The sequence below is a fragment of the Geobacillus genomosp. 3 genome (assembly GCF_000445995.2).
Classification (GTDB): domain Bacteria; phylum Bacillota; class Bacilli; order Bacillales; family Anoxybacillaceae; genus Geobacillus.
The window spans coordinates 3,369,096-3,389,922 of the sequence record NC_022080.4; the positions used below are offsets into that span (position 1 = coordinate 3,369,096).

Annotated in this window: 15 protein-coding genes and 1 pseudogene; 4 read left to right on the forward strand and 12 right to left on the reverse strand. The window is 45.2% G+C overall.

All coding sequences use genetic code 11. The annotated features are described in order from the left end of the window. The first annotated feature begins 3 nt into the window (after positions 1–3). Positions 4–1,440 carry a DDE-type integrase/transposase/recombinase gene (locus M493_RS16820; protein WP_020961593.1) on the forward strand — a complete coding sequence of 479 codons (1,437 nt, stop codon included), beginning with the start codon at positions 4–6 and terminating at the stop codon, positions 1,438–1,440. A gap of 323 nt (positions 1,441–1,763) precedes the next feature. On the opposite strand, the gene M493_RS16825 is transcribed toward M493_RS16820, so the two are convergent. The 6 genes from M493_RS16825 to M493_RS16850 form a co-directional block, all read right to left on the reverse strand. Then, positions 1,764–2,570: an HAD family hydrolase gene (locus M493_RS16825; RefSeq protein ID WP_020961594.1), complete on the reverse strand. Its 807-nt coding sequence runs from the start codon at positions 2,568–2,570 to the stop codon at positions 1,764–1,766. Positions 2,571–2,807: 237 nt separating this feature from the next. Beyond that, complete coding sequence (locus M493_RS16830; protein WP_020961595.1) at positions 2,808–4,244, reverse strand: 6-phospho-beta-glucosidase; 1,437 nt, start codon at positions 4,242–4,244, stop codon at positions 2,808–2,810. A gap of 159 nt (positions 4,245–4,403) precedes the next feature. Beyond that, positions 4,404–5,759 (reverse strand): PTS cellobiose transporter subunit IIC, encoded by a 1,356-nt coding sequence (gene celB, locus M493_RS16835; RefSeq protein WP_020961596.1) that lies wholly within the window; start codon positions 5,757–5,759, stop codon positions 4,404–4,406. A 495-nt stretch (positions 5,760–6,254) separates the two neighbouring features. Then, positions 6,255–7,916 (reverse strand): IS1634 family transposase, encoded by a 1,662-nt coding sequence (locus tag M493_RS16840; RefSeq protein WP_020959017.1) that lies wholly within the window; start codon positions 7,914–7,916, stop codon positions 6,255–6,257. A gap of 569 nt (positions 7,917–8,485) precedes the next feature. Beyond that, positions 8,486–8,809 carry a PTS cellobiose transporter subunit IIB gene (locus M493_RS16845; protein ID WP_020961597.1) on the reverse strand — a complete coding sequence of 108 codons (324 nt, stop codon included), beginning with the start codon at positions 8,807–8,809 and terminating at the stop codon, positions 8,486–8,488. A gap of 123 nt (positions 8,810–8,932) precedes the next feature. Then, complete coding sequence (locus M493_RS16850) at positions 8,933–9,241, reverse strand: PTS lactose/cellobiose transporter subunit IIA (protein ID WP_020961598.1); 309 nt, start codon at positions 9,239–9,241, stop codon at positions 8,933–8,935. A gap of 464 nt (positions 9,242–9,705) precedes the next feature. On the opposite strand from M493_RS16850, the gene M493_RS17940 reads away from it, so the two are divergent. Together M493_RS17940 and M493_RS18925 are read left to right on the forward strand one after the other, a co-directional pair. After that, complete coding sequence (locus M493_RS17940) at positions 9,706–9,954, forward strand: hypothetical protein (protein ID WP_235183441.1); 249 nt, start codon at positions 9,706–9,708, stop codon at positions 9,952–9,954. Further along, a pseudogene (locus M493_RS18925) lies at positions 9,878–10,175 on the forward strand (transposase). Before M493_RS17940 ends, M493_RS18925 begins: the two are co-directional and overlap by 77 nt. Before the next feature lie 215 nt (positions 10,176–10,390). Here M493_RS18925 and M493_RS16860 read toward each other — a convergent pair. Next, positions 10,391–11,821, reverse strand: coding sequence for a 6-phospho-beta-glucosidase (locus tag M493_RS16860; RefSeq protein WP_020961600.1), 1,431 nt, complete (start codon positions 11,819–11,821; stop codon positions 10,391–10,393). Positions 11,822–12,127: 306 nt separating this feature from the next. Between M493_RS16860 and M493_RS16865 the strand changes: the two genes are divergently transcribed. Beyond that, positions 12,128–13,789, forward strand: coding sequence for an IS1634 family transposase (locus tag M493_RS16865; protein ID WP_020959017.1), 1,662 nt, complete (start codon positions 12,128–12,130; stop codon positions 13,787–13,789). Between the two features lie 493 nt (positions 13,790–14,282). Here M493_RS16865 and M493_RS16870 read toward each other — a convergent pair whose 3' ends face one another. The 5 genes from M493_RS16870 to M493_RS16890 all read right to left on the reverse strand — a co-directional run bounded on the left by M493_RS16870 (position 14,283) and on the right by M493_RS16890 (position 20,825). Beyond that, complete coding sequence (locus M493_RS16870; RefSeq protein ID WP_020961601.1) at positions 14,283–16,205, reverse strand: BglG family transcription antiterminator; 1,923 nt, start codon at positions 16,203–16,205, stop codon at positions 14,283–14,285. Positions 16,206–16,451: 246 nt separating this feature from the next. After that, complete coding sequence (locus tag M493_RS16875) at positions 16,452–17,897, reverse strand: glycoside hydrolase family 32 protein (RefSeq protein WP_020961602.1); 1,446 nt, start codon at positions 17,895–17,897, stop codon at positions 16,452–16,454. Positions 17,898–17,909: 12 nt separating this feature from the next. Further along, complete coding sequence (locus tag M493_RS16880) at positions 17,910–19,286, reverse strand: sucrose-specific PTS transporter subunit IIBC (RefSeq protein ID WP_020961603.1); 1,377 nt, start codon at positions 19,284–19,286, stop codon at positions 17,910–17,912. 195 nt (positions 19,287–19,481) lie between these two features. After that, positions 19,482–20,312, reverse strand: coding sequence for a PRD domain-containing protein (locus M493_RS16885; RefSeq protein WP_020961604.1), 831 nt, complete (start codon positions 20,310–20,312; stop codon positions 19,482–19,484). A gap of 18 nt (positions 20,313–20,330) precedes the next feature. Further along, complete coding sequence (locus M493_RS16890; RefSeq protein WP_020961605.1) at positions 20,331–20,825, reverse strand: PTS sugar transporter subunit IIA; 495 nt, start codon at positions 20,823–20,825, stop codon at positions 20,331–20,333. Positions 20,826–20,827: the final 2 nt, after the last annotated feature.

A 20,827-nucleotide genomic window follows, 5' to 3' on the forward strand; every position in this document is an offset into this window, starting at 1 on the left:
AGCTTGTTACCTCAATTATTAGCCTATTTGCTCGAAATAATCAAGACCCAATATCAAATCATTGTGTATTTGATGGGTGTGATCGTGGGAAAATCCTTGAATCTTGATGACTTGGACGAACCCGTCCAAAAACCCTATCGGAAACTCCAGGTCGATGACCTTCCGATCATCGATGTACCGGAAACCCTTGACTACCGGAAGCTGTTGGCGGACTACGAGGCGCAGCACGGCCGTCCTTTGCGGCCCATTCAGCGCCGGACGAAGGCGAAACACCGTGTTCCGGATTCCTTGACCTGCCCTCGCTGCCAAGCGCCATCATCCTATCTGTACGCCAACAATGGCGGGAACGGGCAATACCAATGCAAAGTGTGCCAGTGCCGGTTCAACCACCAGAACCGGTTCACCAAGCAAGCGGTCTTTCGTTGCCCGCACTGTAAAAAGACGCTGGAGAAAATCAAGGAACGCAAAGAATACAACATCTACAAGTGCAAGAACAACGACTGCCCGTTTTACCAGGCCAACCTTCGCCGGATGACGAACAAGGAGCGCCAACGTTTCAAACAGGATCCACAGGCCTTCAAGGTGCGGTATTTGTTTCGAGAGTTCTTGTTTGACTTTCTCCCGGTGGCTCCATCATCGCCCGTCAAGCCGAAGGTCGATTTGTCCCGGCTGGCTGCGTCGCCGCACATTCTGGGGCTGGTGTTGACGTACCATGTCAACTTTGGCATGTCTTCCCGCATGACGGCAGCGGCCATGAAGGATCTTCACGGCGTGTCGATCTCTCATCAGACGGTGCTCAACTATGCCAACAGCGTCGCGCTCTTAATGAAGCCCTTTGTCGACCGGTTCCCGTATGAGCTGTCCGGCTCGTTCTGCGGGGACGAGACGTATATTCGGGTGAAAGGCCGTTGGCATTATCTGTTCTTCATGTTCGATGCGGTGAAAAAGATCGTGCTGTCGTATCGCGTCTCCCCAAACCGGGACACGCTCTCGGCCATCCAGGCCTGTGATGACGTCCTGCGAAAGCTGCCGTCCATCCCGGACGACTTGTCGTTTGTCGTCGACGGCAATCCCATTTACCTGCTGGCGCAGCACTTCTTTGCCCAGCACGGGATCCTGTTCGATGTCCGCCAGGTAATCGGGCTGACCAATGAGGATCCAGTGTCCGAGGAATTCCGTCCACTCAAACAAATCATCGAGCGATTCAACCGGACGTTTAAAGGCAACTACCGACCGACTCACGGGTTTGGTGCGGAAGAAGGCTCGGTGTCCTTTGTCACACTGTTTGTGGCGTATTTCAACTTCCTGCGCCCACACAGCGCGCTCGAAGGCCGGGTGCCGGTTGTCATCCCGGAACTGGCGGATCTTCCGCATATGCCGGCCCGGTGGACGAAGCTGATCGCCATGGCCCAAGCATTTCTCCAACAAGAGGCGGCCTGACTTTTTTGTCCGCCGGAGCCCGTTGAACAGAACTCCTGCCGGATTCGGCGAAGCGAACCCTTGACCAACCGAACACCGCCAAAGGTAAAATTCGGTCATGGCAAGGGCGGCTTTCCTATGCCCTCTTTTTTGTCCCCGTCGCCCTTGACGACTCTTTCTCACCTTTGGCGGGTGTTGGTCAAGGGCGAATCCGGCTCCAAGGATGCCTCACGATGCTCCATGGGATGGCCTGTGTGGAGTTTTCATAGAACTTTTGACGCTACCATCCCCTTCGTGTGCTTCTTCACCGGCCTTTTAAAGCTAAACTGTTTATCACACAGTTTTTAACTATTCCTTTGTAATGATAAAATTTGAATGATTGTTTTTAATACAGCATCTTCTTCATTTGAACGAGTAATAAAATTCGCAGAATCTTTTAATTCCTGAACAGCATTTCGGACAGCAAAACTGTAAGTAGCACGAGTCATCAGTTCTAAATCATTAAAACCATCCCCGAAAGCCATTGTTTCATCAGGGGTAACATTCAATATTTGTTGTAATCGTTCAACGGTTGTACCCTTATGAACATTCACATTCGTTATGTCTATCCAAGCTGATTCAGATGCAACAATATAGGCAGACTCAAAAAATGGAGATAGTTTTTCTTTCGTCTCAAAACATCTATGCAACGGATCGTGAATTGTGATTTTAACAAAGTCGTCTTTTATCTCATTAAAATCAGAGACTCGTCTTACTTGAGCATACGACCTTCTAACAATAGCGGCTTCTTCAGGAGATACCGTATCTTTTATGAAAGCACCATTCCTCGTACAAGCAATAATAGTATGTTCCAGACTGGTTTTTTCAAGTAAATGAATGATTTCCGAACCCAATTTGTTACTAAGCAAGGATTCATAAACAAATTTCCCATTATGCTTAATTCGTGTTGCACTATCACCTAAAATCCATAAATCATCTGCATCATCACCAAATAATTCTTCGATGCGTTCGCATTGTTTCCCAGTAACAGGGGCAAAAACAACTCCTTTTTCTCTCATTAACTTTTTTGCTTTCTTGTACAGTTCTCTATTAAAATCACCGCTATTATTCAAAAATGTTCCATCCATATCTGATAACACTAACTTAATCATTTGGTTTCTCCTCATCTAATTACACAACATAATATATTTTAGTAGACCAGTAAACTCATTAACACCAATTTACAACCGGGCAAAAAAAAGAAGAGACATAAACCGAGCCCTTTGCTTAGAATAGATGTGTCCTGAATCATTCACAAAGAGGCTCATGTCTCATGAATGGACGAAAAGGTGACCTGCCGAAAGGAAGGGGAATTCCACTAGTCCCTCTAGCCCCCTTTTTTCCCTTACTTAAATATCTTCCCCATTCGTTTCAATAACCCGCTTATACCAATAAAATGATTTTTTCTTCCGTCTCTCTAGTGTTCCATTTCCCTCATTATCTTTATCCACATAAATAAACCCGTAACGCTTCTCCATTTCCCCTGTTCCCGCACTAACTAAGTCAATGCACCCCCAGGGCGTATATCCTATTAAATCAACACCGTCTAGTTCCACTGCCTTTTTCATTTCTTTAATATGATCACGTAAATATTGGATACGATAGTCATCATTGATTGTTCCATCCGCCTCAACGATATCCCTAGCACCGAGACCATTTTCGACAATAAACAAAGGAAGATTATATCGCTCGTATAAAACATTTAATGAATAACGAAGACCTACTGGATCAATTTGCCAGCCCCAATCACTCGCTTTGACATAAGGATTACGAACAACACGACCAAATTCTCCATCTGGTTCACTTCCGTCTACTTTGCGTGCACTGACTACCTTAGACATATAATAGCTAAATCCAATATAATCTACCGTCCCCTCTTTAAGAATCCGTTCATCTTCCTTCGTATATTCGATCTCAAAGCCTTTTCTTGTCCAATATTTCTTTGAATAATTAGGAATTTCACCCCGAACGTGTACATCACCGAAGAACCAACGGTTACGCATGGCTTCGGTGGCAAACATCACATCATCCGGGTGACAAGAGTATGGATATACTGGTACGAAAGCAAGCATACAACCAATTTTAAAATTAGGGTTAATTTCATGGCCTAGCTTCACAACTTTGGCACTGGCAATTAGCTCATAAAGAGCCGCTTGATACATTGTTTGTTCCCGGTTTTCACCCTCCTCATATATAACCCCCGAATTTGTAAAGCTAGCGAAATCCATGCTTGTATCAGCCTGGTTATTGATTTCATTAAATGTCATCCAATATTTTACTTTATCTTTATAACGTCTCATAACAGTCTCAGAAAATTTCACGAAAAAATCAATACATTTCCGATTCCTAAAGCCGCCATATTTTTTCACCAGATTATAAGGTAATTCAAAATGAGAAAGGGTAATAACAGGCTCGATATTATATTTTAATAATTCATCAAACAAATCATCATAAAATTGTAACCCCTCTTCATTTGGTTCGGGATCATCCCCATTGGGAAAAATTCTTGTCCAAGCGATAGAGGTACGGAAACATTTAAATCCCATTTCAGCAAATAGTTTGATATCTTCTTTATAACGAGAGTAGAAATCAATTGCCTCATGGTTTGGATAATAGTATCCCTCTAATACACCATCTGTAATTTGACGTGGAACACCATGTCTTCCTGCGGTCATTACATCTGCTACACTTATACCTTTTCCACCTTTATTCCAACCGCCTTCAAGCTGGTGGGCTGCTACTGCTCCACCCCATAAAAAATTTTCCGGTAAAACACTTTTTGGCATAACAAAATCACCCCATATTTTTTAACAATTTACTCTGACAATGTAAAAATTTATATGGGAGAAGAGGACTTCTCTTAAGATAACCATCTTCTCCCCACTTACTGAACTTATCAGGGTAGCTGTAGGATAACTCCGCTGTTTAAAATACATTTCCTAGAATTAAAGTACCGGCTCCCCACCTTTTTCTTGTTGAACCAGCTTATTGTCATATATTTTAATGAACGGGAGATATATAAGGAACGCCACAATTCCACAAATCAAAGAGACCACTACTGCCATGATATCTCCGCCTGTGCCTATAAAAGCACCTATACCTATTGGAGACGGCCATGGCACTTGTGCAATAATAGGTTTAACAAAATGTAATTTAATTGCCCAATAACCAATGGTTGCTGTAGCCATAGGTGCTAAAAAGAACGGTATAGCTAAGTACGGATTATAAACAATCGGTAGACCGAACAATATAGGTTCATTAATATTAAATATCCCGGGAGCAAGAGATGCCTTTCCTAGAATTCTCAACTGTTGTGATTTAGCTAAAAACGCGATAAAGATAGCTAGACCTAGAGTCGATCCAGACCCACCCATAATTACAAATGAGTTTTGAAACTCACCGGCAAATGGAATATTTGCCCCATTAATGTTAGCTTCCATATTAGCTAAAACAATAGGCGTAAGGAATGCACCGATAATATTTGCTCCGTGGATACCTACGATCCAGAGCGCATGAATTAAGAAATAAATAACCATCAAACCTAACCAACTATTTGCTATATTAACAACAAAACTAAATGGAACGGCTACTACCTTAAATATATCCGTACCCAAAGCTACTAATACACCATTAATTAACAAAACTGTGAAAGCAACCAAAAAAGCTGGTATTAATGCTGTGAACGATCTAGATACGCCTTCCGGCACTGCTTCCGGCATTTTTATAATCCAATTTCGTTTTACGCATAATCTATATAATTGTACAGCAATAACTGCTATAATAATTGCTGCAAATATTCCTGTAGTGCCTAAACGGCTTACGCCGCTATCAACCATTTCCCAACCACTAATAATTTTCGTATTATCATCAATTTGTTGTACGAGAGACATCTTTCCATCTTTTAAAACCAATTGGGGGATAGTCATAAAGAAAGCAAACATTGACAGTAAAGCACCATTTAAAGGATTTAGATTTAACCCTTCTTCTTCAGCAAGTAATTTCGTATACTCATAACCTATAACAAGGTTAAAATATAGCGCCAAGATTCCCATCGTAGCTTTAAACGCTAACATATACAGGTCGCTTATTCTAAAGAAAGTTTGATCAAAAAAACCTTGTAAAAAAGGCATTGTCTGTGGTAGTACATTCAGCACTAAGAACATCGACCCTACAATTGTAAACGGAATAGAAGCCATCCCTGCAGCCATTACTGCACGTACAAAGCGAAAAGATGCAACTTTCCCCATGGGTCCCATCAAGTATTTTTCAAGAAAAGCAAATATCTTGTTTTCTGATGACACAAAAATCCCTCGCTTTCATTATTATTAATTCATAATCTTTTCATATTCTTTAATGCGTTTATATTGCTTGTCTTCGTTTCGTTTAATTTTATTCAAACGATGAAGAATTAGGGCACTTAGTAATATTCCCATAATTAAAATAGCTAAAACAAATATTCTTGATCTAGTTTGGTTTATTAAAAAGGGATATAATTGACCGAAGGATACAGAAAAACAAGTTAGTAATAAAAAAACAACATTTGTAAACAACAAAGTCATGAAACAATATTTTGTGTATACAGCATTATTGGTAGGGCTGCTATAGATCTTTACTTGCTCGACAACACTCATTAATAATACAACCATCAGTATTATTGGAATCATATATCTCACATTTCGCACCCTAGCAGGGGAGAAAGAAAGGATTTTTTATTTCGTTTTTCAGAATAACGTTTCGACCAACACGACTAGCGATGGCAATCCTTTTTTTACCATCGCTAGTCGTTCCATATGACGTTACACGTAAATGCTCTCATCCATGCCCAATCCCTGCAGAATCCTTCGCTGATCAGGGGTGAGCGGTTTCCCTAGCCTGCGTTGGATTTGCCCATCCGGCAACTCCAACAGGACGACTCTGACATACCAAAACAATTGAAAAATCGCTTGTCCGGTCGGACGGGTCAGCTTGCGGCCTCCGGCGCCCTTTAATGGGCGTTCGGGTGTGATGAACTGACGCACCCGGCGCTGGAAGACGCGATAAATGGCCAAGGCCAGCAGAAACAAATAGCCCAACACCGCCACTCGTTCCGGTTTTTTGACGTAAATTTCGTCCGTAAAGAACGGATCTTTTAGGAAGGAGAAGTTCATTTCCACCGAGATCTGCCCTTTATACAGCTTCAAGATCTCTTGGGCATCCATGGGTTGGCCCTTCCATTCCTTTGGAACAGTCGTGACGAGGACAAACCGGGACGCTTTCCGTCTCGCCTGCTCCCACGCGTCTTGGTTGAATTCCACGCTCAGCCGAAGGGTGTACAGCGTCTCCATTTCCGGTTCCGCCCCTTTTTTCGGCCGTCCACGCCGTTTTTTCGGGCGCACGATCTCTTCGACGACGGCCTCCACTCGATGGAACCGGGGACGAAGGGATGCCTTCAAGGAGGCCAAGGCTTGTTCGGCGTCTTCCCGACAAGAGAAAGGATGACGCTCCCAACGGGCTTGTTCCTCGCGAAGAAGCTCCGCTTCTTTGGTTCGTTCTGTTTCGAGCGTCTTTCCTTTTCGCTGGTCGAGCGCACTCGATTCGACGACGATCAGTCGTACGGGCTGGCCTTCATATGTCGAGGCCGTTTCCCATACCCGGTACGTGGCGCCGTTTTTCTCGGCCAGCGCAAAGGGGGCGCTCCACGCCGAATCGGGTTGGGCATCCGCCTCCGAAAGCGCCGTTTTGACAATCCGGAGCGACGACGGCCCTCTCGTGATCAAAAAGGCGTTGGCGGCTTTCGTTTGCGCCAGCGTGTCCTTCGTCATCGCAGCGGAATCTGCCACGTAAATCCATTCGTCTTCGATCTTCGCTTCCCTCAGCTGCTCATGGACTCGCGACAACACCTCGGGATTCCACGTTTTGTCCGGCACGTTGCCGTCGTGCACGTCGCCGTAAAACGGAATGCCGTCCTCGTTGCCGATCAGGCCGAATCCGATCTGCTTTTGCCAGCGATGATGGCGGTTATAGCCATAGGTGATGTGCAACCCATCCGACGAATCGGATTCATACGCACCGTAAACCGTCTTGTCCGTCGTATCCGCGTGAAAGACACGGAGAGGGAGGCCTTCTTTCTTGTAGATTTGTACCAGGCAAGACGAAAGGACTTGATGGATATTGGCCTCATACAGCCGGTCCAAATGGCGAGCAATGGCATCGTCGTTGAACCAAGACGGATCCAATCCTGGCCGGATCAGCTTGGGCAAGTCGATGTCATGCGCCCACCGTTCCAAATGAACGAGGGCTTGCCGGCCGCTCAAGATATCCAAGAGAAGCAGCCCGACCACATCACTGGCTCGGGTTTGGCATTGAGGATCCACCGGAACCAGCCGGTCAATCAGCTGAGGGAGGCCAAGATCTTTGAAAATGGTACTTATTATATTCAAATAGGAACTTTCATAAATCGCCCGAATTCGAACGTCCATGATGGAAAAACTCCTTTGCATTCCTTGTGTGTCAAGGACCTATTCGACACCGGGATGAAAAAATCCTCCCGATTTTGGTCGAGAGGGTGCGAAATGTGAGATATATAGTGTCGAACCACTCAACAACAAAGAAATTAGCCAGTATAGGTTTGTAAAAAAGAAGATTGCAGTAACATATCTGACAAGTAGATATCGATTGTAGTACATCGATTTAATGCTTTGCTCTTTTCTATTTTTGCTCAACATTGTCCTGTCAACATAATTCATAACAAATCCCTCATTGATATTTATCCTACTTCGTACTGCTTGTAATTATTGTAAAGCTGTTAGTTCAATGGCCCCATTCTACTACTCCTATCAAATATACCGCTTTCAATATTATGTCAAAATTTGGGTAGAAAAGGGGGATAATTTCCTTTAAAAATGATTGATTAATTCTTCTATTTGTAAATAATCCCCCTTTCGGCTTCATTGATAACCTTTATAATCTCAGTGGAAATAGCGAAAGAGTCATTTATTCTTAAGCCTATCTCCCTTCATTTCTCAATTGGAACACATCCCTTAGCAAATCATTTATTTGAAAGCTCCTGCAAGATTAAGTTGCCTAGTTTTTCAATCCCCATAGGGACAGGAATATATGCCTGAGGTGGGATATTCACAACCGGCTTTCCGACACGGTCACCAGTTTCCTTAAACTTTTGATAATACATTTTTGTTTGAGGGCTTACCAAAAACAAATCAAAATCACTTTTTTCAATCATCTTGCCGCCCTCATTAGCAGAAATGGCATCTACTTCAACATCTTGACCTTTTGCTTTCAAAAATTCTGTAGTCTTTTTTGCCATTAAAGAAGATGACATACCAGCTGCACAAATGATTAAAACTTTTTTCATAGTAAATCCCTCCATTTATTCACTAATTAACATCTTCACATTAGTTAGCAGATACAAGACCATAGCGCCTTTGGAATCCGTTTAACTAACTTACATCAATTTTTTGTTATCACTGTCAAAATTTTAGTTACCCATTTTTTTATAAAGCTCAATGATTTCTTGAGCTAAATCAATAACTGTCATTGCGTTCATTAAATGGTCTTGTGCGTGGATAAGTAATATACGAATCTCTACTTCCTCCCCGCGAGCTTCCCCCTGAATGAGGTCTGTTTGAAAACGGTGAGCTGTCCTCATCGCTTCATTCGCTTCTTCAATTTTTTTTTCAGCTAAATCAAACTTACCAGTTTTAGCGTTATTAATTGCTTCCATAGCTAAACTTCGAGCATTTCCTCCATGTAAAATAAGTTGGAAACTGATTTCCTCTAAATTCACTAATAACCACCCTCGAATTAAAATGTGTTTACTGAATATATTTGGAATGATCCGAATTAAAATGTTAATTTCTCAAAGTGCACCTCTACCCACCATCATCTTTTTATCTTTTATTCCTCCCCTCTCATTTTGTCTCACCATTTTTCCAAATCTGTTTGTTACTTATGCTATTATATTAAAATGAAAACGCTTTATTTTGGAGCAAGGATTTTTCCGTTGTGCAACGGAAATGTAATCTTTTTGTTTCATCAATAGGCTAGGGAAGTTTGTCATGCCTGCGCGGAACTTCCTACTCCCACGTGCGAAGAGAGATAGTGAATGAAATAAAACGGGGGCTGACCCAAAACGCGAATGCGTTTTGGGATTATCCCCACTTTTTTGCCCTAAAAATAGAAGAATCGCCCTTTTTTCTGGTAGAATAGAGTCACCCTAACTACTATCACCGAAAGAAGGACGATTCTTTTATGAAACATGATCATATTTCCTTTAAAGAGCATACCATGGACAACCTCTCTTTGCCAAGCAACATCGCCGATCTTATTCCGCGGGATAACATGGCCCACGTGGTTCATAAGATGGTCGAACGCATCCCATCTGGAAGCAGAAGACGTTTGGATTTGTGCGAATGGGAAAAAGCTGGTCCGTACCGGAACTTCGAAACAGACTACGGCATCGGGATACACCTCGGTCACCCGACACTACCAATGCCATGAATGCGAAGGGTGTCCGTTCCGTTCAGCCTGTACGACTTCCAAGTATGGACGGACCACGCAATGGAACCCGGTCTATCATGAAAAAACAGAGAGCTTGTGAACAACTGGAGAGTGAAGAAGGACAGGCACGATACCGCCAACGCAAAACCGACATGGAGAGTGTGTTTGGACAAATCAAACAAAACCGCGGATTTCGTCGCTTTGTCCTGCGAGACCTCTAAAACGTTTCCATCGAATGGGGGCTGATTTGTGCTGCCCACAATCTTCTCAAAAAAGCTGCTAGGGACAAGCAACCGTCCCTGGTGGTATAAATCAGGGGCGAACAGGGGCGGAACTTCCTTTTATTTAACAAAATATGTAAAAAAACAGAGAGGGCTGACTCCAAAAGTCCGCTTTTTGGCAGACTTTTGGGTCAGCTCCTATTTGGAAAACTATGTTATATTTCCCCACCGTTGGAAGAAATCACTTTTTTATACCAGTCAAAAGATTTCTTTTTCGACCGATTTAAGGTTCCTTTTCCTTCGTTATCTTTGTCTACATAAATAAATCCATACCGTTTTTTCATTTCCCCTGTTGTAAACGATACACAATCAATACATCCCCATACCGTATACCCGATTAAATCGACACCATCTAGTTCAACAGCCTTTTTCATTTCTTGAATATGCGCACGAAGGTATTCAATTCGATAATCATCGTTACAAGTCCCATCCTCTTCTTTTACATCAATCGCGCCAAACCCGTTTTCAACAATAAACAAAGGAAGTCCATATCTTTCATACAGCTGATTTAACGTATACCGTAACCCAACCGGGTCGATTGGCCATCCCCAGTCGGATGCTTTTAAAAATGGGTTTTTTACACTTGCTCTTGATCCTACTATCTTATTTTCATCCTTTGCATTTACGCCGCTTTTGACAACATCAGACATATAATAACTAAGACCTATATAATCTACCGTTCCTTCGGCCAGTATCTTTTCATCTCCTGGCTCCATTTTTATATTGTATCCTTTTCTTTTCCATTCTTTTAACGCGTATGCCGGATAATGCCCACGACAATGTACATCAGCAAAGAAATAACGGTCATGCATGGATTCAACTTGCAATATCATATCGTCTGGGTTGCAAGAGAACGGATAAATAGGGACAAATGAGATCATACAACCAATCTTAAACTCCGGATTGATTTCATGGCCAACCTTGACGGCTAAGGCACTCGCTACGAGCTCGTGATGTGCAGCCTGATACATCACTTCTCTTCTGTCTTCACCTTCTTTGCAAAGAACTCCTGAATTTGTCCATAAAAAGATCGGGTTGTCCGTATTCATTTGGTTATTGATTTCGTTAAACGTCATCCAATATTTCACTTTATGCTTGTAGCGCTCCATAACCGTCTTAGCGTAACGCACAAAAAATTCAACTAATTTACGGTTACGCCAACCACCATATTCCTTCGCTAAATGATATGGCATTTCAAAATGACTGAGCGTAACGACCGGTTCAATCCCATGCTTTAATAACTCATCGAACATATCATCATAGAATTTTAATCCTTCTTCATTCGGTTCAAGTTCGTCACCTTTAGGAAAAATGCGTGACCAAGCAATGCTTGTCCGGAAACATTTAAAGCCCATTTCTGCGAACAAAGCGATGTCTTCTTTATAACGTCCATAAAAATCAATCGCTTCATGGTTCGGGTAATATTTCCCCTCGATAACTCCGTCTGTAATCTGTCTCGGCACTCCATGAGCGCCAGCTGTCATCACATCAGCAATACTAACCCCTTTTCCGCCTTTATTCCATCCACCCTCTACTTGATGGGCTGCAACAGCTCCGCCCCATAAAAAATTTTCCTTAAAAGCCATCACTGTTCACCTCAGCTATCACTTAGTGAAAATTGGGTTTCCTATTGAATGCCAAATAAGCCAAGCCCCTTTACCTTTGAAATGGACAGAAAGAGGGCAAACTGCATCGCTTTCTATACTATATAGTTTATGGCGAGACCCCTTTACTTTAAAGTAACGATTTTTCCGTTAACCAACGGAAATAGGGCACTGCCGAAACATTTTAACTCACATTTCGCACCCTCTCGACCAAAATCGGGAGGATTTTTTCATCCCGGTGTCGAATAGGTCCTTGACACACAAGGAATGCAAAGGAGTTTTTCCATCATGGACGTTCGAATTCGGGCGATTTATGAAAGTTCCTATTTGAATATAATAAGTACCATTTTCAAAGATCTTGGCCTCCCTCAGCTGATTGACCGGCTGGTTCCGGTGGATCCTCAATGCCAAACCCGAGCCAGTGATGTGGTCGGGCTGCTTCTCTTGGATATCTTGAGCGGCCGGCAAGCCCTCGTTCATTTGGAACGGTGGGCGCATGACATCGACTTGCCCAAGCTGATCCGGCCAGGATTGGATCCGTCTTGGTTCAACGACGATGCCATTGCTCGCCATTTGGACCGGCTGTATGAGGCCAATATCCATCAAGTCCTTTCGTCTTGCCTGGTACAAATCTACAAGAAAGAAGGCCTCCCTCTCCGTGTCTTTCACGCGGATACGACGGACAAGACGGTTTACGGTGCGTATGAATCCGATTCGTCGGATGGGTTGCACATCACCTATGGCTATAACCGCCATCATCGCTGGCAAAAGCAGATCGGATTCGGCCTGATCGGCAACGAGGACGGCATTCCGTTTTACGGCGACGTGCACGACGGCAACGTGCCGGACAAAACGTGGAATCCCGAGGTGTTGTCGCGAGTCCATGAGCAGCTGAGGGAAGCGAAGATCGAAGACGAATGGATTTACGTGGCAGATTCCGCTGCGATGACGAAGGACACGCTGGCGCAAACGAAAGCCGCCAACGCCTTTTTGATCACGAGAGGGCCGTCGTCGCTCCGGATTGTCAAAACGGCGCTTTCGGAGGCGGATGCCCAACCCGATTCGGCGTGGAGCGCCCCCTTTGCGCTGGCCGAGAAAAACGGCGCCACGTACCGGGTATGGGAAACGGCCTCGACATATGAAGGCCAGCCCGTACGACTGATCGTCGTCGAATCGAGTGCGCTCGACCAGCGAAAAGGAAAGACGCTCGAAACAGAACGAACCAAAGAAGCGGAGCTTCTTCGCGAGGAACAAGCCCGTTGGGAGCGTCATCCTTTCTCTTGTCGGGAAGACGCCGAACAAGCCTTGGCCTCCTTGAAGGCATCCCTTCGTCCCCGGTTCCATCGAGTGGAGGCCGTCGTCGAAGAGATCGTGCGCCCGAAAAAACGGCGTGGACGGCCGAAAAAAGGGGCGGAACCGGAAATGGAGACGCTGTACACCCTTCGGCTGAGCGTGGAATTCAACCAAGACGCGTGGGAGCAGGCGAGACGGAAAGCGTCCCGGTTTGTCCTCGTCACGACTGTTCCAAAGGAATGGAAGGGCCAACCCATGGATGCCCAAGAGATCTTGAAGCTGTATAAAGGGCAGATCTCGGTGGAAATGAACTTCTCCTTCCTAAAAGATCCGTTCTTTACGGACGAAATTTACGTCAAAAAACCGGAACGAGTGGCGGTGTTGGGCTATTTGTTTCTGCTGGCCTTGGCCATTTATCGCGTCTTCCAGCGCCGGGTGCGTCAGTTCATCACACCCGAACGCCCATTAAAGGGCGCCGGAGGCCGCAAGCTGACCCGTCCGACCGGACAAGCGATTTTTCAATTGTTTTGGTATGTCAGAGTCGTCCTGTTGGAGTTGCCGGATGGGCAAATCCAACGCAGGCTAGGGAAACCGCTCACCCCTGATCAGCGAAGGATTCTGCAGGGATTGGGCATGGATGAGAGCATTTACGTGTAACGTCATATGGAACGACTAGCGATGGTAAAAAAAGGATTGCCATCGCTAGTCGTGTTGGTCGAAACGTTATTCTGAAAAACGAAATAAAAAATCCTTTCTTTCTCCCCTGCTAGGGTGCGAAATGTGAGTTTTAACGAATTTCCGAAAGAAGTCTCCCACCTCAAGGAACATGAAGGGCACAGCCCAGTGAGTAGGTGGGAGATGAATGTCAGTTGGCGTCAGCCAAAACGCATGATACAATCAATATAGATCATGTTCTTTGTGAACGGGAGATTAGGGGGTTGCATGGGGAAAACCCAATGCGAAAACCAAGCAAAGCCTTCCATGCGTAAAAGATCCAAGGCGCGAAAGAACCCTGAATCATTGGATACCTAGGGTTGGAACGACCCGAAGTCACGCTCAGGGAGACGAAAGGTTGTTTTCGTCGTGGAACTGAGAAGCCCCCACTTCAAGCGTTCGCTAAGTGGTGAGTAGTTCACAAACTAACCGTCCCTCATGTATTTAAAATTTCAACAATTTCTTTCGCTGACTCGCTCTTGATAACTTTTCGTACAATAGACTTGTCCTCCAATATGGCAATCAACTTTTGATACATTCTATCCAAATCCCCTGTAGGTCCTTTTTTAATATTCAACAGACAAACAAGTTGAACCTTGTGTTTACCATGCCACTCAATCGGGCGTTTTAAAGTACATACGGTCCAAAATGTTTCCTCCGTTTCAGGTGTCAGGGGGTGAGGAATAGCGACTAGGTTTCCAAAATTCGTAGGGGCTATTGATTCCCTTTCCAAAACTAAGTTAACGTAACCTTTTGAAACAAGACCTTGTTTATATAGCTCATTACACATAAAATTGATAACGCTTTCTTTGTCTCTGAAGTCTTTTTGGACAAAGACTCTCGATTCGTCCAAGTATTTTTCTTTTTCATCAGATTTCATAGGGGACAGTTTTTTTCGAATATTATTGATATCCTCCTCATCTAGGAACGTATTAACCACTTGAACAGGAACGCCTATATCGTCATTGATAGGGATAGTACTAATCACAAAATCAATAGAGGATAAGTCATAGTCTCTTAATTGATAATAGTTGGTTGAAGCAACAACTTCGATTTCCTCTTTAAATGCGTTTTGCAAACGGTAAAGGAGTAGTTTCGCACTGCCAACGCCGGAGGCACACACAATGATAACCCGTTTTGCTTTTTTTTGCCTCGTTTTTAGCCGTTCTAAAGCAACACCTATATGCAATGCAATATATGCAATCTCATGCTCCCCAACTTCCATGCCCAAGTGGTTCTCAATACACTTGCTGGCAATGACAGCTCCTTCAAATGCACTAGGGTATCTTGTTTTAATTTCATTTAACAACGGATTTCTAATATTCATATTGTACCGCAACCGGTTCATTGCGGGTCGGATATGCAAAGTTAACGCTTGAATAAATTCCGTATCCTCATAAAAATCCCAATTTAACTCCGTTTTCAATCGTTTCAACATACACTGAATAATCGTACCTAACTCATCGAATTCACTAAATCTGTTTAACGTTTCCTTGTGTATTAACTTTGTTCCTAATAAGTGGACAATGATATAATCAATCTCTGATCGTGGAAAGGTTAAACTGGTAAATTCCTCTACTCCTTTGACAATTTCCTCAGCTACAATTTTTTCAAGTGGGTGCTTTCCCGTTACATCTGGGTCAAGATTTTCAATGACAAAACCCTCTTTGATTCGCTTGCATGCGATGGCAATATGAGTAGCTAAATTTTCAAGGGCAATATCTGATATTTCAATCTTATACTCGTTTACTTTTTTTATAATAATTTCCTTTATCTTTCTAAACAGTCTTTGATCTAAAACTGTAAATGATGAAAAATCAACATTTAGATCGTTGTTTCGGCTTAGAATATAATTGGAGAAACATAGCCTTTTCATATACTCTTCGCCTTCGACTATTGTTCCATAATGAGGGCGAGTTACTAATTTGAGTTTGTATTTTTCTAATATTTCACGTACAGTCTTTAAGTCGCTTTGAATGGTCGGTTTGGAAACAAACAATTCATCCTCTAAATGTTCCAGTTTGATCGGTTCCCTTTCAAGCAGGAGCCGCTTTAATATATACACGACTCTACCATTTTGTTCGGAAAAATCCATTTTACTCCCATCGACAATCTCATTCCTAGCAGAGTCGTATGCCTCTTTAAATAGTTGCGAATCTATGATTTCCAATTTATACCCTTTCCCACGAATAGACTCAATATATATCCCTAACGATTGGCATTGCGATTGGAGCTCTTTTAGCTCCGTTCGCACTGTCCGATCACTTACCCCTAATTCTTTAGCAATCCACTCCGATGTAATAGGTTCGTTGTTCTGGATTAAAAATGACAAAATGTCTTTTTGCCTTTTTGTAAGCATGTTTCATCCCCCCATCTTGGCGATGGCATAGGTATATATTTTTGAATTATTATTTCTATTTCGTATTATTATAAAGAACTATCCTTTTAATTGTAAAGGAAGTTAGATAAAAGGGGCAGAACAAATTTGTTACATTAAAAGGGGGGATGAGTGAACATCCTTAGTAATCTAATGGATCACCGTTGTCATAAAAAGCTGCCAATCCGCAAACGCTTCCTTGGCAGCTTCCTTGCACACAAACGAACCTTATAATTCCCATTTCTCTATATCCATCTGAAGATGGCCATGAGCGCCAAAGAACATCGTTCGGTCATCCGGATATGGGAAAAACCGGGCAGTGAATGTCTCTTCGCCGTCATTGACGAACAATTCGATCGACGATGTATCTAAAAACACGTGGAGCGAACGGAGACGGGGCAGGCGGCATTGCCGCGTTTCCGTCAATCCATTCACAAAACTTTTCCGCTCAAGTGTCAGCACCCCTTCGTCGCTGTTGTAAATGAGGCGGGCGGCATGGCGAAAATGAATCTCCATCATGCTTCCAAGCAATTGAATACGATCAAGGCGAAGTTCGATGGCGTCTCCTTCAACTCCCGGCCACGACCGCAGCTCATTCGCCACAACGGCGTTCGGATACGCCACTTGTTGTTTGCGCAACTGTTTCAGTTCTTTCACTGGCGTTTGCCTCAGTTTGCCGTCAACAAGCCGAAGCTCGCGCGGCAAGGTGAGCGCGTGCACCCAGCGGTGGCCCACGGTCGGCTGGCGGTCTTCATTCTGATCCGGCACGCCCATCCAGCCGATGAGAATGCGCCGCCCGTTCCGGTCAAGCATCGTTTGCGGGGCGTAAAACTCAAAGCCGCGGTCAAGCTCCTCAAACGGCCCGTGGACGAATTCGGCCCGTCCATAGTCAAGGCGGCCGACAAAATAGCCTGACTGGTAAACGTTTTGATAGCGCATGCCGTCCGGTTGCAATCCCTGTGGGCAAACGATGAGCACATCTTGACCGTCTAACGGAAACAAGTCGGGGCATTCCCACATATAGCCGAACGGGCCGAGCCATTTCGAGTTCCCGCCGGCAATCGGGCCAAGATGTTCCCAATGGCAGAGGTCGCTAGAACGGAATAGAACCGCTTTCCCGTCGCCGCTTTTGCTTTGTGCTCCGATAATCATATACCAAAGCCCGTCTTTCCGCCACACTTTCGGGTCACGGAAATGAGCGGTATAGCCATCCGGCAGGTTGATCACGACCCCTTTTTTGGTAAAGTGAATGCCATCTTCCGACACGGCCATGCATTGGTATGTTTGGCGGTTTCCTTGGTCGTCCTTCACATTGCCGGTATAAAACAACACGAGCTTTCCGTCATCGTCAATGGCGCTGCCGGAGTAGCATCCGTTTTGGTCATACCATTCGCTTGGCGCTAAAGCAATCGGCTCCGCTTGCCAATGAACCAAGTCCGGGGACGTGTAATGTCCCCAGAACTTCGCTCCGTGGCCAGTGCGAAACGGCATCCATTGGTAAAAGACATGGTACGTCCCATTCCAATCGATCAGCCCGTTCGGGTCATTCATCAGCCCGACCGGGGGCATGAGATGATAGCGCAATCGATATGGATCGCGATGGACGAGATCTTGGTACTTTTCGATTTCGGCATAGGCTTGTTCCATGAGCTGCCGCTCGCGTTCGGATTTCATCCGCTTGCCCCCTCACTCTTCTTCTTCACGGAACTTTAGAAGGAATGTCGCCACAAACGCCGAACCGACGGCAATGGCAAAACCGATTAAGTAATGCATCAAGTTCGTCAACCCTTCCGGCGCGACGATGGCGATCATCGGGATGCCGGTCAGCCCATAGGCGTTCGCGACGACATTGGCAAACACGACATACGCCCCGCCGAGCGCGCCGCCGATGGCCGCGGCGATAAACGGTTTCCGGTATTTTAAGTTCACCCCGAAAATGACCGGTTCGGTAATGCCTAAAAACGCCGATAATGCCGCTGGTAAGGCGATTTCTTTCGTTTTCGCCCGCTTTGATTGGACGAAGACAGCCAATCCGGCGCCGCCTTGGGCGACGTTGGCCATCGACCAGATCGGCAGTAAATAGTTGACGCCAAGTTTCGCCAACAAGTTTGCTTCAATCGCATGGAAGCTGTGATGCACACCGGTAATGACAATCATCGAATACAACCCGCCAAAGATGAGACCGGCGAGCGCTCCCCCATAATGGTAAATGAAGTTGAGCGCCATAGTAATCCCGTCGCCAAGCCAATTGCCAAGCGGCCCGATGGCCAAAATCGTAATAAACCCGGTCGAAATGACCGTCACAAATGGAACGACAAGCAAACTGACTGCATGGGGAACGACTTGGCGCAAGCCGCGCTCGATTTTCGCCATCACATACGTCGCCAGCAAAATCGGCACCACTGTCCCTTGGTAGCCGACCATGGCAATATCAAAGCCGAGAAAATGCATATAGTTTGGCTTAGCCTCGGCCAACCCCCACGGATTTAATAGTGCCGGATGGGTCATAATCCCGCCGATGACCGCCCCTAAAAACGGCGTTCCTCCGAACTCTTTGGCAGCGCTAAAGCCGATTAAAATCGGCAAAATGATAAACGCCGCACTTGAGAACATATCAAGGAGGATATACAGCGGGCTGTCCGCCGCTACCCATTTGAACGCCTTCATCATCCCAAGCAACCCCATTAACAAGCCGCTCGCAACAATCGCCGGGATGATGGGCACAAAAATGTTCGACAACGTTTTCGCAAAGCGGGCGAGCGGATTCATTTTTTGCTTGATCGCTTCCTGGTGCGCATCCGTATGGCTTTGCGGCAAACCGGCTTCGCGGACAAATGATTCATACACTTTATTGACGACACCAGTGCCAAAAATGATTTGGAACTGACCAGAACTGGAAAACGCTCCTTTGACTCCCTCAAGATTTTCAATAGCTTTCACATCAGCCTTTTTGTCATCCTTTAAAACGAGCCGAAGCCTTGTTGCGCAATGGGCCGCGCTGATGACGTTTTCCTTTCCCCCTAATAGCGGAATAAGTTGTCGGGCGATTTGGCCGTACTGCATTGATGAACCCCTCTCCTTCTGAATGATGATTGGCAAAAGCAAACAAAAAAGACCTAAAACATACAAAGGGTATACGGACGGCATGGTTCACTTGCCGTTCCCTTCATACGTTTTAGGTCTTGCCTGCTCGAAGCAGTCACAATCCCACAATATACGGTTGTTTACTCCGCATTATAAAGCAATACACCACCGTTGTCAACGCTTTCTCAACCGTTGAATGTGCAACACAATATAGGCGAGTTCCTCTTCCGGAAAGCGGATGCCATACTCCTGTTCGGCATATTCTGCCGCTTTTCGGGCACACGCCCACTCGTTCACATATTTTGCCTGAATGAGCGCCATCATCTCCTCGTCCATCGAATGAATCGGCTCCCCGTTTTCAATGCGGCTTAAGGCAAAGCGCAAATGGGTGAGCAACCGCTGGTATGAAATGCTTTCTTCATCGATCGATAGGCCGAGCTCTGTTTCAATCAAGCGAACCAGTTCATGAATGAGCGTTGTTTCGCGGAGCGTTTTGTTCATGCTCGCGGCGTCCATTTTGGCGGTATGGATATGCAAGGCGATATGAGCTGCCTCATCATCTGGGATCTCAATGCCAAGCCGCTCTTTGATCAACTGTTTCGCCCACAATCCGATCTCATACTCCGCCTTGTACAACACTTTAATTTCATTCAGCAACTTGTTTTGAATGCGGTATCCTTGTTTCAGCCGCTCGATAGCGAATGACAAATGGTCGGTCAACGCGATATGGATATGGTTGCTAAGGGGCGCTTGCAGCTTCCCTTCCGCATAGCTAATAATTTCTTCGGCAATATCGATATGCTCCTCTGGCAACGTGCGCAACAGTTGCTGGAATTTCTCGTTTTCTTCTTCCATGACGAAAATTTTCTCAATGCGGCCAACGGGGATGAGATCGTTTTTCCGCTTTTGAAACGCAATCCCCGGGCCCATGACAATTTTCTCTTTACCTTCATCGAGCACAACAACGGCGTTGTTGTTTAAAATCTTATGGATGCGAAACGCCATACTTTCTCCCTTCCGCTCTTATTTCATTTTCACCTGAAATAAGACCGTCTCGCCTTTTGTCGCCGATGTCCCAGCTTTTTTCTCCAAACTTTCAAGCGCATCGCCGTTCGTGATGATGATTGGCGTCACCGCGCTTTTGGCCTTGTCGCGAACGAGCGAAAAGTCAACGGAAAGGAGCCGCTCGCCCCGTTTCACCCGGTCACCGGCCTTGACATAGGCGGTGAACCCTTCCCCATTCATCGACACGGTGTCAATGCCGACATGAATAAGCAGCTCAACCCCCGCTTCTGAGCGCAAGCCGATGGCATGCTTCGTCGGAAAGAGTTGGACGATTTCCCCGTCCACCGGAGCGACGACATCCCCGTCCGCCGGGTCGATGGCGATGCCATCGCCCATCATTTTTTGCGCAAACACCGGATCCGGAACGTCTTCAAGCGGCACAATCGTCCCGTCAAGCGGCGCGGTGATCGTTTCTTCCTTCGGCTGTTGTTTGCCAAACCATTTTTTGAACAATG